Below are 14,250 nucleotides of genomic sequence, written 5' to 3' on the forward strand. Positions count from 1 at the left end.
AATAAGATTAGTTTATTCACTATCACTACCTATCAAGTCTATAGAATGGTTAGCCGAAGTATTCTCTTCCGTTTCTTTCTGGCTGTAATAAATTAGCCCCTGATTGACAATAATTAAATTGCTGAGAATATAATTGGCAACAAGAGAAATAACCATTACAACTGTCATTAACATAGGCAGTGCCGAAAATTGTTCGGGATTAATTGGTCCGGACTGAGGTGAAAAATCGGTAAACATATTTACCATGCCTAACAGATACGGTATTGTGGTAAAAATGGTCATTACAATCTGAATAATAATTATCATAATCATTGTTGATCCTACATTGGTCCAGAACTGTTGTTTTAAATATTTAAAACCTACAGCTAGAGAAGGAAACAATCTGTCAGTTGAATTCAGATAATGATAAAAACTAATGTTTACCCAGCTAAGGGCAGCCGGAGCTGTGATAAAAAACAATGGGATTCCTATGATTATGAAAAATAAAAGGATGTTGAGTCCAAAAATGAGAACTATTATGGGAGTTATTATAAATACTAATGCGATAAAGAATTTAAAAATTTTAAAAGATTTCTGTTTCAGACTCTGGAGTATTTCCGAAGGTTCGATATCATCATTGTTTTTTTTGTCAAATAAATCAAAATAAATTACCGGAAATGCATATTGTAAAACAGAAATAAAGAAAAATAAAACCATTATAAGTATGGCAAAAAAAGCAATAAAACCGACATTGTCAGTAAGCATATTTACCATTGGGTTCGAATCTAATCCGGGGTTGCCTAAATTAGAAAACAGCGTCTGAAAGTAAAACTGAAAACCAAAAAATACAATTGCAATTAATAGCAACAGCAAGGCACCGTTTATAATGAAATAGTTTTTAAAATAGCTTTTTCCGTGCATTTTGAAAAACAGAAAAGTATCATTAATATAAGTGCTAAACGAACGGTTTTTGTGAAGCTGAAACATCATTTAGATTTATTTTTTTGTTAATAATAAATGGGTATATTAAATAATAAAAAGCAATAAAGGAAAGTGTTGAAATGATAATAAAGACACTCAGCCAGACTGGCATTTCAATGGAATACCGGGTGATAAAACCTTCCAGAAATCCAGCTGCAATGGTGAAAGGAATAGTACTCAGAAAAATTTTAAGACTGTTTTTGAAACCAATTTTAAAGGAATTCATTCTGGAAAAAGTTCTAGGAAATAAAATAGATGCGCCTAATATGAAACCGCATGCAGCTTCTACCACCATCCCAAAAATTTCCATTGTGCCATGAATCCAGATACCGCGAACGCTTTCCCAAAAAACACCCTGCTGGTGAAAAAAATACTGGAAAGCACCGAGCATGATAGAGTTTTGTAATAAAACAGTAAAGGTCCCAATTCCTAGAAAAACGCCATAAATAAAACAACGGGTTCCTACATATAAATTATTGAGTGTTATCCCAATGAAACTCCCCACATTCCCGCCGGATTTATAAACTGCCATCGGATTGCCTTTTTTTATGTTTTCCAAAGTCATATTTATGTAATCGTCACCCAGAATAAGGCGTACAAAATCCTGATCATATTTAGCAGAAACAACTCCGATACTGACGCAGCAAAAAAACAAAATAAAGGCATACAACAGATAGCGTTTGTATTGATAGACTAAAAGAGGTACTTCGGCTGAAAAGAAATGTATAAAACGATTTTTATCTTCCCTTTTGGTTTTGTAAATCTTTTGATATATCTGAGAAGCCAAATAATTCAGATAGATTACCGTTTTACTTTTGGGGTAATAAGTTTGTGCATAAGATAAATCATTTACCAAATGAATGTACAAGCTTGCCATTTCATCAGGATTTTTCTTAGATTTACCAAAAATTGCCTGTTCAAATTCAAGCCATTTTTCTTTGTTTTGTTTTATGAATGCAACTTCTCTCATTGAGGCTAAAATAATAAAATATGTCAGAATTATCGATAAATACTACACAAAATGTTGTTATTAAATTTTCTGCTGCTTCTGTAGGAGAAAGAATGGGTGCTTACGCCTTAGATTTGGTTATAAAAATCGCCTATTTATTTACGGTATTCTATATTTTTTACTGGCTAAAATTAGACCGGATTTTTGGCGGAGACCGATGGGCGATAATGTCTGTTATGATGATTTTGGCGCTGCCCTATGTTTTTTATTCTTTAGTTCTGGAAACTCTTTTTGAAGGGCAGACTTTAGGGAAGAAGATTTGTAAAATTAAAGTGGTGAAAATAGATGGTTATCAGGCCTCTTTCGGGGATTATATTATACGTTGGCTTTTTCGTCTTATTGATTTTATTTCCAGTAGTGGTCTGGTGGGGTTGACAGCTATGATTATTAGTGAAAAAACGCAGCGGCTGGGCGATATGGCATCCGGAACAGCTGTCATTACTTTGAAAAATAAAATTACAATAAACAGTACTATTCTCGAAGAAATAGGTGATGCTTATGTGCCGGTTTATCCTTTGGTTATCAGGCTTTCAGATAATGATATCCGTATAATAAAAGAAACCTATCAGACCACATTAGTGCAAAAAAAGATTGATTTTGAAATTCTAGGAAAATTAAAAGATAAAATCGAAAGTGTAACCGGAATAACAAAACAATCCGGTACAACAAACGAAGAATTTATCAAAACTATTTTAAAAGATTATAACTTTTATACTCAGCATATGTAATGTGGCAGATGAAAAATAAACACATTAACTATAGCTTTTTAAGCTCACTAGGTTTCAAATTTCTTTGTTTTTTAAAATAGTTAGAAAGGTGGCTTTCATCGGTAAAGCCAAATTCATAAGCAATTTGTTTCATAGATAACTGCTTGTTTAAAATTCTTTTTTCTATTAATTGTGTTCGCAGTTTATTGCAGTAATCTCTATAACTCAACAAAAAATTTCGTTTGAAATAAGTACCAAAATAACTATGAGAGATATTAAAATGTGCTGCAATGGTTTTTATCTGAACTAGTTTTGGTTTGTAAATATTCTGATGAATATAAGAGATAATCTGGTCGTTATCTACTCCTGAATGAGCAATTTTTATATTTTGCTGTTGTAAACTTTCTTTAATTAACCCAAAAATAGACAGGATTTGGTAAAAAGCAATTGGCGAAGTCGAAATGTTTGAATTACTGTTATAAGTTCGGATGTTGTCGATGGTATTTTTTAATATCACAGCATATGTTTCGTCCAGTTTTAAAACATTTTCCTTCAGAGATTTATCCCTCATGAAATTCTCGGGTGTATTGAGTAAAAACTCATCACAGGAAAGTTTTTTATTCGAATTAAAATAAGTATCGGTGAATTTTATAAAGAAAAAGCGTGTTCGTTCCTGAATATCAAAATAATGCTCATCATCAGTTGAAAGAACAAATAAATCTCCTGCCTGATACGGAATCAGATTTTTGTTTAACTGATGGATTCCGCTTCCTTTTATAATATAAATAATCTCATAATAGGTGTGACTATGTCTGGGAAGATGGTATTGGTCTTCTTCAAATTCGTCAATGACTAAGGTGTCAAATTGATTTAATTTTTTCATATGTAGCTATTTATTGTTTTTTATAGGTTATATATAATTGCTTCGCCTGTTCGCTATCGCTCGAGTCGCATATCACTATTGATGTTTACGGGGGATTTAGGGTATGCTAATTCCATAGTCTATAGTTGCAAGTTTATGAGGTAAAATTACAATTTTATTGAATTGCCGGTCTGTAAATTTGCAGTGTAAATAGACGTTGAGGTAAAATCAATCTTCGCTAGTATTAATTTTTTAGAATAAAAATGAAAAAAAGTTTGCTTTCACTCTCTTTGGGTGGTTTGACTATAGGGATTACGGAATTTGTGATGATGGGAATACTACCAGATATTGCATCCGATTTAAAAGTAAGTATTCCCATTGCGGGTTATTTAATTTCGGCTTATGCACTTGGAGTGGTTATTGGCGCACCTTTATTAGTGATTATAGCTAGAAATGAGCCGCCTAAAAAAACACTTTTAATCCTCGCGGCAATGCTTGCTTTTTTTAATGCATTATCAATTGTGGTGCCGGGTTATGGTTTTTTCTTTTTAACGCGATTGCTTTCCGGTTTACCGCACGGTGCGTTTTTTGGTGTTGGAGCGGTAGTAGCCAGCAGACTTGCGGAGAAAGGAAAAGAAGCTCAGGCAATATCCATTATGTTTGCTGGTTTAACAATTGCTAATCTGATTGGAGTGCCTATCGGAACTTATATTGGGCATCATTTTTCCTGGCGCTACACTTTTATTCTGATAGCTTTTTTAGGTGTTGTAACCTTTATTTCGCTTTACTTTTGGATGCCAGATGTAGAATCGAATGAGAAAGTTTCGATAAAAGACCAAATGCAGTTTTTTAAGAAGGTCGAAGCCTGGTTGGTTATTTTAATTACGGCAATTGGGGTAGGAGGTTTGTTTTGCTGGATTAGTTACATTGCTCCTTTATTGACTGATATTTCAGGTTTTGAAGCTACCGATGTGCCTTATATTATGATACTTGCTGGTGCAGGAATGGTTGTAGGGAATGTTATAGGGGGTAAATTAGCTGATCAATTTTCACCGGAGAAAACCTTAATTGTTTTGCTTTTGCTGATGGCTTTCGATTTAGCAATGGTATTTTTTTTATCATCAAACCCATATATTAGTTTGATTTTAGTTTTTTGTACGGGTTGCATTGCTTTTGCATTGATTGCTCCTATTCAGATGTTGATGATTCAAATTGCAGTAGGAGCCGAAATGATTGCTTCGGCAGCCATACAGGCCTCTTTTAATATCGGGAATGCTCTGGGTGCTTTTTTAGGTGGTTTGCCTTTGATTGCCGGATTTAGTTATGCTTCGCCTAATTTAGTTGGAGTTGGAATGTCTCTAATAGGGGTTTTAGTGATTGTAATTTTGATACAAAGACGCCGAAGAATTTTAAAATTTGAAACTGTTTAAATTTAATAATTTATATTTTTTAAGAACCGCTTTTGTCCCGATAACTATCGGGAGATTGGCGCTTTTTTGTTTGATTAAAATCAAATTTAAGTATGGCATTCTTTTAAATGTGCTCAATATTTTTATATTATATTTAGCTTGGTTTAAAAAGGAGTCTTTCTTTGATACATTCAATTGGTCTTCTGTAAATATCTTTATAAGTTATTTCTACGGTATAATTGTTAAGTTTTGCTTTTATTAATTCTGTATATTCTTTGTTCTGAATATTATCATTTTTAAAATATAATTTAAATAAAAAATGGGATTGATCTTTGCCAATAGCGCCATTTTTAGAGTTGATTTCAAAATAATCATATTTAGGTTCTGTTGCTTGGAATGGAAAATTTTCATTTTCATCGATTTCACATATTAAATCATAAAAATTCGGATAAATTTTTCCTGTATTATCTAGTATTCTAAATTTAGTAATAATCATTGGTCCTAATCCAATATTATGAATTGAGATTTCTATGGTTTCTTCAGAATTTTGTAGATGTATGCTTCCAAATGGTCTTGCTAGTTCTTGTATAGTCCATTTGTTTCTGTCATCTTCAATTTTTACTAAATTAATACTTATATAAGTTAATATTATGAGATTTATTAATGTAAATAAAGTATTGATTATCCCGCTAAAGTAATTAGCAAAATTAACCCAGTCTTCGCTGTTGTCTGATAATTTTAAGCTCCCGAATTTAAATAAATATAGGCCAATTGTTGTAAAAATTATAATAGAGGTTGATAACCAAACTATTTTCAATAAGTTTTTTGATTTCATCTTTTTTATGGTTCTTAATGCAAATTTTTAATATGAATAAATTAAATATTGAAATTTATTCGTACAAAAATAAGAATTAGATTTTTATAAAAATAGTTAGTTTGAAATCAAAATCCCTAGTCCAGATAGTCCTGAGGTTTCGGGAGAAATCCTTTATTGTTTTTCTTTAAAACAATAAAGATTGTAACGGATAGCTTGAAAAAGCTTCAAAAAAAGCCACAAAAAAACCGCTAATCTTTCGAAAAGCGGTTTTTTGTTTAGTCTTTTATAGCATTTCCTTTTTTGTCAAAGAAATGATATTCTAAATACGTGTAAGCGTCACGTGGTATAATTTTCACCCATTTTTTATGTTCAAAAAACCATTTTGAACGTAATGATGGAAAACCTTTGCTGAGGTAAGCAGCCACAAAAGGATGTGCATTAAGTACTACTTTTTTGTGGTTTTTTAAAACTCTTTCCAGGTCAGATTGGATTTTGTCAATGATTAATATTGGCGCTTCAATTTCACCATTTTCATTGTTTGGATCTTCTTCTCTGGTTTTAATATTTCTTTCTGGTCTTACTCTTTGTCTGGTAATCTGGACTAATCCAAATTTACTAGGAGGTAAGATTTTATGTTTCGCTTTATCGTCGCTCATTTCTTCTCGAAGGAAGTCGAACAGGACTTTGCGATTTTCGGGATTAGACATGTCGATAAAATCCACGACTATGATACCGCCCATATCACGCAAACGCAATTGTCTGGCTATTTCGGCAGCGGCAATCATATTTACTTCCATGGCTGTGTCTTCCTGATTAGTCGCTTTATTAGAACGGTTTCCGCTATTCACGTCTATAACGTGTAATGCTTCAGTATGTTCAATGATAAGGTAAGCTCCTTTACTCATGGAAACTGTTTTTCCAAAAGAAGTTTTGATTTGTCTCTCTATATTGTATTTCTCGAAGATAGGTGTGTCGTTTGACTGATAAAACTTCACAATAGATTGTTTGGATGGTGCAATTTCTTGCAGATAATCCTTTGTTTGTTGGTACAACTCTTCATCATCTATCTGGATACTGGTAAAAGTATCGTTAAAAACATCTCTAAGAATAGAGGAAGCTCGGTTGAGTTCGCCTAATACTTTTGAGGGATGATGAGCAGTTGGTAATTTCTTACACATTGCAGTCCATCTGTTGAGCAGATTCTGCAAATCTTTTTCTAATTCGGCTGTATTTTTGCCTTCGGCTACTGTGCGAACAATAACACCAAATCCTTTAGGTTTGATGGATTGTACAAGTTTTTTTAGACGGTCTTTTTCTTTTTTGTCTTCTATTTTTTGAGAAATAGACACACGATCAGAGAAAGGAACTAAAACAATAAAACGTCCGGCAAGAGAAAGCTCAGCGCTAATTCTTGGTCCTTTGGTAGATATTGGTTCTTTTACAACTTGCACTAAGATAGATTGATTGGCATTTATTACGTCTGTAATAGTCCCGTCTTTGTCTATCTCTTTTTCAAACTGAAAGTTTTTTAGGGAGAAATCTTTTATTTTACCTGCGCTTACAAGTTTTATGAATTTCAGCTGGGAAGTGAGATTAGGTCCTAAATCATGATAATGTAAAAAGGCATCTTTTTCAAAGCCTACATTTACAAAAGCAGCGTTAAGTCCGGCAACCGGTTTTCTGATTTTGGCAATAAAAATATCGCCTACCTGAAAGTTGCTTGTCTCTTCTTCTTTGTGTAATTCAATTAGTTTTCCATCTTTTAATAAGGCAAAATCTACGGAATCAGAACTAGATCGAATGATTAATTCTTTATTCACGTTGTAAATTTTTATCCAAGAATTGGTTGTTAGTTGTTAGTTGTCGGTTGTTGGTAAAAACCATCAACCATGAACTATTAACCATCAACTTCTACAAGGATGGATTAAACAATATTTTGAACAGGTATTGAACCCGGAGAAAAGAAGATTAGTAGAAAATAGAATAAAGAGAATAGACTTTTTTGCGCCTATTTTCTATTTTCTTTTTTCTTTCATCTTTTTTCAATTTCAATGAACGTTTAAAAAGAAAAAAGTAGTTAAAAACTACTTTTTCTTTTTGTGACGGTTAGCTCTCGCTCTTTTCTTACGTTTGTGAGTAGCTACCTTATGTCTTTTTCTTTTTTTACCACTTGGCATAATCTTTTAGATTTTATGATTAATAATATTATTTTGCTTCGTTATTTGTTTTTACTCCTTCTACAAAAACTTTTGCAGGTTTGAAAGCAGGAATGTTGTGTGCAGGTATTTTAATTGTAGTGTTTTTTGAGATATTTCTACCTGTTTTCTCAGCTCTTGTCTTTACGATAAAGCTACCAAAACCTCTTAAATAAACATTGTCTCCAGTTTCTAATGAAGTTTTTACTTCCTCCATAAAGGTCTCTACTGTTGCTTGCACATCACCTTTTTCAAGACCTAACTTTTCTGAAATTTTCGCTACGATATCTGCTTTCGTCATTTTCTTTCCTTATTTATTATTCTGTAATAATTTTTTTGAGTGTGCAAATATATGAATTAAAAAAACAATTATTCAAGCTAATTCATTAAATTTTAATTACATAAACTTTTACTTTTGTGAACAAATATTTAATAATGAATTTTCATAACTTGCTAATAAACTGGTATTTACAAAATAAGCGCAATTTGCCGTGGCGAAATACCGCTAATCCGTACCATATTTGGCTCTCCGAAATCATGTTGCAACAGACACGGGTAGCGCAGGGAATGCCCTATTTTTTGTCTTTTACAACTGCTTTTCCAACCGTTTTTGATTTGGCTAAAGCCCAAGAAGAACAAGTCTTAAAATTATGGCAGGGTTTAGGATATTATTCACGTGCCCGTAACCTGCATAAAACCGCTCAATATATAGCGACTGAACGCAACGGAATTTTTCCGGATAACTATAAGGATTTATTGCAATTAAAAGGAGTAGGCGAATATACCGCAGCGGCAATTGCTTCTTTTTCTTATAATGAAGTGGTGCCGGTGGTAGATGGAAATGTGTTTCGAGTGCTTTCTCGTTATTTTGATATTGAAACTGATATTGCCCAGGCTTCCGCTAAAAAAGAATTCGCAGCCTTGGCTTTCGAATTAATGCCAAAAGATAACCCGGCTATTTTTAACCAGGCTATTATGGAGTTTGGTGCTTTGCAATGTGTGCCTAAAAATCCTGATTGTACAAATTGTATTTTTAATGATAGTTGTGCCGCTCTTCAAAAAAAGAAAGTGGATCAATTGCCAGTGAAATCAAAGAAGTTAAAAGTAAGAAATCGATACTTTAATTATGTTATGCTTTCTGATGCTGAAGAGAATACTTTGATTCAGAAACGAACCGCAAAAGGAATCTGGCATAACTTATATGAGTTTCCTTTAATAGAAACGTTACAGGAAGAAGATTTTGAGTTTGTGTCTAATGCTGTTCAGCAGGAATTATTTTTTACTAATCCTATTATAAGTATGCAAGCCTGCAATGAAAAAAGCATTGTGCATAAATTGTCGCATCAGCATTTGCATATTAAGTTCTGGAAGCTGAATGTAAAAGGTAAAGTGGAGAATGGAATCTCTAAAGAAGAGTTAAAGCGGTATCCTTTTCCCATTGTGATTCATAATTTTATTGAATCAGAATAGAATTACAGCACAAAAAAATGTACCTTTGGTATAAGTACGACGCATTAATACAACTATGAACGGAACATTAAATAAGGTAATGCTGATTGGTCATCTGGGGGACGATGTTAAGATGCACTATTTTGAGGCAGGCAATTGTATTGGGAGATTTCAACTGGCTACTAATGAGGTGTATATTAATAAGACGACCAATGAGAAAATCGTTTCTACCGAATGGCATAATCTGGTAGTGCGTAATAAAGCGGCAGAAATATGTGAAAAATATTTGTCAAAAGGAGATAAAATTTACGTGGAAGGAAGGATTAAATCCCGGCAATGGCAGGCAGAAGATGGTTCAATGAAGCATACTACTGAGATTCAGGTGACGGAATTTACTTTTTTATCAACTAAAAAAGATACTGAAAACAACAAGCAAAATCAGAGTCCGGAATCCGCAAAAAACACTAACTTTGACACACCAAATAAAGGCTTGCCTATCAATGATTTGCCTTTTTGATTGTTTAACTAATCTTTTTTAATTTGGACCCAGAGCCCAGTTTAAATTTCGTTTATACTTTAGATATTAATCTATTGTTTGGTTTCGCCGGAATATTTGTATTGCTGTTTTGTTCTGCAGTAGTTTCGGGAGCTGAAGTTGCCTTGTTTTCGCTGTCGCAAAAGGATATTGACGATACGCTTCAGGAAAACCTTTCTACAGGAAAAATACTCTCAGAATTATTACAAAGGCCTAAAAAACTATTGGCGACACTGCTTGTAGCTAATAATTTTATAAATATTGGAGTAGTTATTCTTTTTTCTTTTATAGGTTCTGATTTGTTTGCGGCTGTTACTTCGCCGGTTTTAAAATTTATCTTAGAAGTTATCGTTGTTACTTCGTTATTATTACTTTTTGGTGAAGTTTTACCAAAAGTTTATGCCAGCAGAAACAATGTTAAGTTTGCTAAAAGAATCGCTTATCCTATATCTTTTTTAGATAATATTCTGTCGCCAATTAGTATTCCGATGCGTTCTACAACTGTTTATTTACACAATAAACTGGGAAAACAAAGAACAAGTTTTTCGGTTGACCAATTGTCTCAGGCTTTAGAATTGACTGCAACGGATGAAACTTCGACCGATGAACAAAAAATATTGGAAGGAATTGTTTCTTTTGGAAATACTGATACCAAGCAGGTTATGAGTCCGCGTATTGATATTTTTGCATTAGAAATTTCAGAATCTTTTAGTGAGATTTATGTTAAGATTCTTGAAAAAGGCTATTCCAGAATTCCGGTTTATCGCGATAATATTGATCAGATTGAAGGTGTTCTGTTTATCAAAGATTTATTACCATATATTGATAAAAAAGAATTTGACTGGACGACTTTAATCAGAGAAGCATTTTTTGTGCCTGAAAATAAAAAACTGGATAATCTGCTCAAAGATTTTCAGTCTATGAAAAGTCATCTTGCTATTGTTGTGGATGAATATGGCGGGACTTCCGGTTTGGTTTCGTTAGAAGATGTTATTGAGGAAATTGTAGGGGATATTAGCGATGAGTTTGATGATGAAGATATTAATTTTTCTCAAATCGACGATCGAAATTACCTTTTTGAAGGAAAAATAAACCTGAAAGATTTCTACAGAATTGTAGATGTTGATGAGGAATTATTTGAAGAGCAAAAAGGAGAAGCTGAAACTTTAGCAGGATTTATTCTGGAAATTTCTGGAAATTTCCCCGCCAAAGGACAAAAAATTGCTTTTGAAAACTGCCTTTTTACTATTGAGGTTGTAGATAAAAAACGTATCAAACAGATAAAAGTGACTATTGATGTTTAATTTAAAAAGTGTTCGTACAAAGTTTAACAGAACGAAAATAGCGGTGATACCCGTCTTTTTTGGATTAATACTTTTTTCCAGTTGTAAAGATAATGTGTTGCCTAAACCCGCAGGTTATTTGCGACTGGATTATCCTGTGGCTGAATATGAACATTTTGAAAATCAATGTCCTTTTGCATTTGATATGAATGCTAAGGCAATTATAAAGGGCGAAAAAGACTGTGGTTTTACCATTTCGTATCCCAAGATGAGAGCCACAATCTATCTGACTTATAAGCCTGTGAAAAATAATCTGAATACATTACTTCGCGATGCTCAGAAACTTACTTTTGAGCATGTTATTAAAGCTGATGATATTCTGGAACAACCCTATTTAAATCCGGAAAGGAAGGTATACGGAATGTTTTATCAGGTAGATGGGAATGCAGCGACTAATTCCCAATTTTATGTAACTGACAGTACCAGGCATTTTTTAACAGGTTCTGTATACTTTTACGCTAAACCTAATTTTGATTCTATTATGCCGGCAGCGAGTTATATTAAAAACGATATGCAGCATTTGATGGAGACTTTATCTTGGAAATAATTTTTCTTTTAATAATTCTGTCTCTTTAAAATTGTACAATTCAGACTAAAATAAAAGCTTTGGAATCAAAACAAGTAAAATGGGGTTATTTAGGTTTGCTTTCCTTGGTTTGGGGAAGTTCTTTTATTCTAATTAAAAAAGGGTTAATAGGATTATCAGCTATCCAGGTGGGTTCTTTGCGAATTATATTTGCGGCTTTGTTTTTGTTGTTAATAGGATTTAAAAGTTTATCGAAAATCCCAAAAGACAAATGGAAATTTATAGCCTTAACTTCTGTATTTGGAACCTTTGTTCCTGCATTTCTTTTTGCGCTGGCTCAGACAGAAATTGATAGTTCAGTAAGCTCTATTTTGAACTCGTTGACTCCTTTGAATACCTTGGTTTTAGGTGTTTTATTTTTTGGTGTTGGTTTTCAGAAAAGACAAGTTTGGGGTGTTTTTATAGGATTAATTGGGAGTTTGCTTCTTGTTTTTAACGGAGCACTTAATCATCCGGGTCAAAATTATTATTATGCTGTTTTGGTTATTATCGCTTCACTTTGTTATGCGGTAAATGTTAATTTGCTTAAGCGTTTTTTGTCTGATTTGAGTCCAATAAGTATTACCACAGGAAATTTTTTGTTTTTGATTTTTCCGGCATTAATTATTCTTTATTTCACTGGATTTTATGATGTGCTTGCAGTTGAAAAAGTACAGCATTCTGTATTGTTTATTATGATTTTAGGAGTGGTAGGCACTGGTATAGCGAATATTTTGTTTTTTAAATTAATTCAAATTTCATCACCGGTTTTTGCAACTTCTGTAACGTATTTAATTCCCGTTGTGGCTTTCTTTTGGGGATTGCTGGATCATGAAACGTTGACAGCAGTTCAGTTTTTTGGCGCATTCATTATTCTGATAGGAGTTTATTTGTCAGCTAAAAAATAGTGGAGTTAAATAAAAATAAGAAAGGCTGCCCGAAAGACAGCCTTTATGTTTTAAAAATGATTTCTTATTCAAAAAGAGGTTTTTCTACCGGATTTCCATATTTGTCAAAATAGAAAATAGGGATGTTGAGTTTTTCTAATTCCGGAATGACTTCTTTGCCTTTTCCTACAATGATTATTCGGCTGTTGTCGATTAAGAAATATTTATTGGCAGCGTTTATAACGTCTTCTTTGGTAACTGCATTGATGGTTTTAATGTAGTTTTCGTAGAAATCAGCTGGTAAATCCTCAGTCTCAGTGTTTAAAGCATATCGTGCAACTGATTCCGGTTTTTCGGCTTTCATTACAAATCGGCCTATATAGCTGGCTTTGGCGTTATCAAGTTGTTCTGTGGTTACTTTTTCAGTCCTTATTTTTTTGATTTCTTTGATGAACTCAACTACAGCGCTGTCGGTTACATTGTTTTTTACAGCAGACGACGAGCGAATACTGGTTACATATTTTCCTGCGCCAATACTAGTACTTGCTCCGTAAGTCCAGCCGTGAGCTTCTCTTAAATTCATGTTCAGGTAGCTGTTAAAACCTCCGCCTAAAATGTAGCTTGCAATTACCGCCGGAAAAAAATCCTTTTCATTCATTCTTAATTTATAAGTGTTTACTAATGAGATTTCAGATTGCACCGCATTAGGAACGTCAATAAAATTGATTTGGGTTGATGCTACATTGTCGGGATCAGGATAGATGATTTTGTTAGTGTTTGTTCTTTTCCAGGAACCAAACAGTTGTTCGACAAGTGGTTTTATTTCTTCATATTTAACATCGCCTACTATGGCTAAATAAGCATTCTGAGGCGCAAAATTAGTATTGTAAATTTTTATGATATCTTCTAGTGTGATTTTAGAAATGCTTTCTTCAGTCATGAATTCACCTGACGGATGGTTTTTTCCATATGCCAGTGCATTAACTAATCTGTTGGCTATGGTGGAAACGCTCTTTTCCTGAGAGCGTAACCCTTCGATTGCTTTTGCTTTTTCTTTGTCTAATTCTTCCTGAGTGAAATTTGGATCCAGAGCTCCGTAAGCCAGAAGTTCCAGTGTGCGTTTTGAAAATTTAGAAAGTGAACTTCCGTAAGCGCTATTAGAACTAAATGAAACACTGGCTCCCATAAAATCAATTTCTTCATTGAAGTCTTCCTTTGAAATCCTGCTGCTGCCGTTACCTATCAGATTGCTGCATAATTCGTCCATTCCTTTTTTCTCTCCTTCTGCAAATGGGGGATTGTCTATGGTTAGGTTATAAGTTACTTTGGGTAATTTATGATTTTCAACAACCATTACCTTTAGTCCGTTTGCTAAAATAAAAGTTTTTGGTTTTTTTATATTGACAACAGGAGGTTTTCCGGCTACAGGTTGTTTTCGTTCTTGTGCTTGCATCATTGCGGTGACTAAAATTAGAATGATTAAAATACTTGATTTTTTCATGGTTCGAAAGG

General features: G+C 33.3%; 14 protein-coding genes. 7 read left to right on the forward strand and 7 right to left on the reverse strand.

What is annotated here, in order from left to right; all coding sequences use genetic code 11:
* Window positions 1-12: 12 nt before the first annotated feature.
* On the reverse strand, window positions 13-969 hold the full coding sequence (locus ACSV4D_RS00180; RefSeq protein ID WP_439226703.1) for a hypothetical protein: 957 nt from the start codon (window positions 967-969) through the stop codon (window positions 13-15).
* Window positions 935-1,930 (reverse strand): stage II sporulation protein M, encoded by a 996-nt coding sequence (locus tag ACSV4D_RS00185; protein WP_439226704.1) that lies wholly within the window; start codon window positions 1,928-1,930, stop codon window positions 935-937. Before ACSV4D_RS00185 ends, ACSV4D_RS00180 begins: the two co-directional genes overlap by 35 nt.
* 20 nt (window positions 1,931-1,950) lie before the next feature.
* On the opposite strand from ACSV4D_RS00185, the gene ACSV4D_RS00190 reads away from it, so the two are divergent.
* A complete protein-coding gene (locus ACSV4D_RS00190) occupies window positions 1,951-2,697 on the forward strand; it encodes an RDD family protein (RefSeq protein ID WP_439226705.1) in 747 nt (248 codons plus the stop codon).
* A 28-nt stretch (window positions 2,698-2,725) separates the two neighbouring features.
* Here ACSV4D_RS00190 and ACSV4D_RS00195 read toward each other — a convergent pair whose 3' ends face one another.
* Window positions 2,726-3,559 carry an AraC family transcriptional regulator gene (locus ACSV4D_RS00195; protein ID WP_408080815.1) on the reverse strand — a complete coding sequence of 278 codons (834 nt, stop codon included), beginning with the start codon at window positions 3,557-3,559 and terminating at the stop codon, window positions 2,726-2,728.
* 242 nt (window positions 3,560-3,801) lie between these two features.
* Between ACSV4D_RS00195 and ACSV4D_RS00200 the strand changes: the two genes are divergently transcribed.
* Window positions 3,802-4,968: an MFS transporter gene (locus ACSV4D_RS00200; protein WP_408080816.1), complete on the forward strand. Its 1,167-nt coding sequence runs from the start codon at window positions 3,802-3,804 to the stop codon at window positions 4,966-4,968.
* 133 nt (window positions 4,969-5,101) lie between these two features.
* Here ACSV4D_RS00200 and ACSV4D_RS00205 read toward each other — a convergent pair whose 3' ends face one another.
* From ACSV4D_RS00205 to ACSV4D_RS00215, 3 genes are all read right to left on the reverse strand, one after another.
* A complete protein-coding gene (locus ACSV4D_RS00205) occupies window positions 5,102-5,782 on the reverse strand; it encodes a hypothetical protein (protein WP_408080817.1) in 681 nt (226 codons plus the stop codon).
* Window positions 5,783-6,039: 257 nt separating this feature from the next.
* Window positions 6,040-7,584: an Rne/Rng family ribonuclease gene (locus ACSV4D_RS00210; protein ID WP_408080818.1), complete on the reverse strand. Its 1,545-nt coding sequence runs from the start codon at window positions 7,582-7,584 to the stop codon at window positions 6,040-6,042.
* A 385-nt stretch (window positions 7,585-7,969) separates the two neighbouring features.
* On the reverse strand, window positions 7,970-8,260 hold the full coding sequence (locus ACSV4D_RS00215) for an HU family DNA-binding protein (RefSeq protein ID WP_007805026.1): 291 nt from the start codon (window positions 8,258-8,260) through the stop codon (window positions 7,970-7,972).
* A gap of 134 nt (window positions 8,261-8,394) precedes the next feature.
* On the opposite strand from ACSV4D_RS00215, the gene mutY reads away from it, so the two are divergent.
* Genes mutY through ACSV4D_RS00240 form a run of 5 tightly spaced genes read left to right on the forward strand, consistent with a single transcriptional unit; the run spans window position 8,395 to window position 12,759 of the window.
* Window positions 8,395-9,429 (forward strand): A/G-specific adenine glycosylase, encoded by a 1,035-nt coding sequence (gene mutY, locus ACSV4D_RS00220; RefSeq protein WP_439226706.1) that lies wholly within the window; start codon window positions 8,395-8,397, stop codon window positions 9,427-9,429.
* 55 nt (window positions 9,430-9,484) lie between these two features.
* Entirely contained in the window at window positions 9,485-9,925 is a 441-nt protein-coding gene (locus tag ACSV4D_RS00225) for a single-stranded DNA-binding protein (RefSeq protein WP_408080820.1), read from the forward strand.
* Between the two features lie 23 nt (window positions 9,926-9,948).
* Window positions 9,949-11,247, forward strand: a complete 1,299-nt coding sequence (locus ACSV4D_RS00230) for a gliding motility-associated protein GldE (protein ID WP_408080821.1) — start codon at window positions 9,949-9,951, stop codon at window positions 11,245-11,247.
* On the forward strand, window positions 11,240-11,833 hold the full coding sequence (gldD, locus tag ACSV4D_RS00235) for a gliding motility lipoprotein GldD (protein WP_439226707.1): 594 nt from the start codon (window positions 11,240-11,242) through the stop codon (window positions 11,831-11,833). Before ACSV4D_RS00230 ends, gldD begins: the two co-directional genes overlap by 8 nt.
* Before the next feature lie 59 nt (window positions 11,834-11,892).
* Window positions 11,893-12,759 (forward strand): DMT family transporter, encoded by an 867-nt coding sequence (locus tag ACSV4D_RS00240; protein WP_439226708.1) that lies wholly within the window; start codon window positions 11,893-11,895, stop codon window positions 12,757-12,759.
* Window positions 12,760-12,823: 64 nt separating this feature from the next.
* On the opposite strand, the gene ACSV4D_RS00245 is transcribed toward ACSV4D_RS00240, so the two are convergent.
* Window positions 12,824-14,239, reverse strand: coding sequence for a M16 family metallopeptidase (locus ACSV4D_RS00245; protein ID WP_439226709.1), 1,416 nt, complete (start codon window positions 14,237-14,239; stop codon window positions 12,824-12,826).
* Window positions 14,240-14,250 lie beyond the last annotated feature (11 nt).

The sequence above is a fragment of the Flavobacterium sp. ARAG 55.4 genome (genome assembly GCF_051846875.1).
In the GTDB taxonomy this organism is placed as follows: Bacteria; Bacteroidota; Bacteroidia; order Flavobacteriales; family Flavobacteriaceae; genus Flavobacterium; species Flavobacterium plantiphilum.

What these genes read in the sequence shown, in the direction of transcription:
- ACSV4D_RS00225 (WP_408080820.1), top strand. Translation starts at nt 9,485, where the DNA reads ATGAACGGAACATTAAATAAGGTAATGCTGATTGGTCATCTGGGGGAC.
- ACSV4D_RS00200 (WP_408080816.1), top strand. Translation starts at nt 3,802, where the DNA reads ATGAAAAAAAGTTTGCTTTCACTCTCTTTGGGTGGTTTGACTATAGGG.
- ACSV4D_RS00190 (WP_439226705.1), top strand. Translation starts at nt 1,951, where the DNA reads ATGTCAGAATTATCGATAAATACTACACAAAATGTTGTTATTAAATTT.
- gldD (WP_439226707.1), top strand. Translation starts at nt 11,240, where the DNA reads ATGTTTAATTTAAAAAGTGTTCGTACAAAGTTTAACAGAACGAAAATA.
- ACSV4D_RS00185 (WP_439226704.1), bottom strand. Translation starts at nt 1,930, where the DNA reads ATGAGAGAAGTTGCATTCATAAAACAAAACAAAGAAAAATGGCTTGAA.
- ACSV4D_RS00205 (WP_408080817.1), bottom strand. Translation starts at nt 5,782, where the DNA reads ATGAAATCAAAAAACTTATTGAAAATAGTTTGGTTATCAACCTCTATT.
- ACSV4D_RS00215 (WP_007805026.1), bottom strand. Translation starts at nt 8,260, where the DNA reads ATGACGAAAGCAGATATCGTAGCGAAAATTTCAGAAAAGTTAGGTCTT.
- ACSV4D_RS00245 (WP_439226709.1), bottom strand. Translation starts at nt 14,239, where the DNA reads ATGAAAAAATCAAGTATTTTAATCATTCTAATTTTAGTCACCGCAATG.
- ACSV4D_RS00180 (WP_439226703.1), bottom strand. Translation starts at nt 969, where the DNA reads ATGATGTTTCAGCTTCACAAAAACCGTTCGTTTAGCACTTATATTAAT.
- mutY (WP_439226706.1), top strand. Translation starts at nt 8,395, where the DNA reads ATGAATTTTCATAACTTGCTAATAAACTGGTATTTACAAAATAAGCGC.
- ACSV4D_RS00195 (WP_408080815.1), bottom strand. Translation starts at nt 3,559, where the DNA reads ATGAAAAAATTAAATCAATTTGACACCTTAGTCATTGACGAATTTGAA.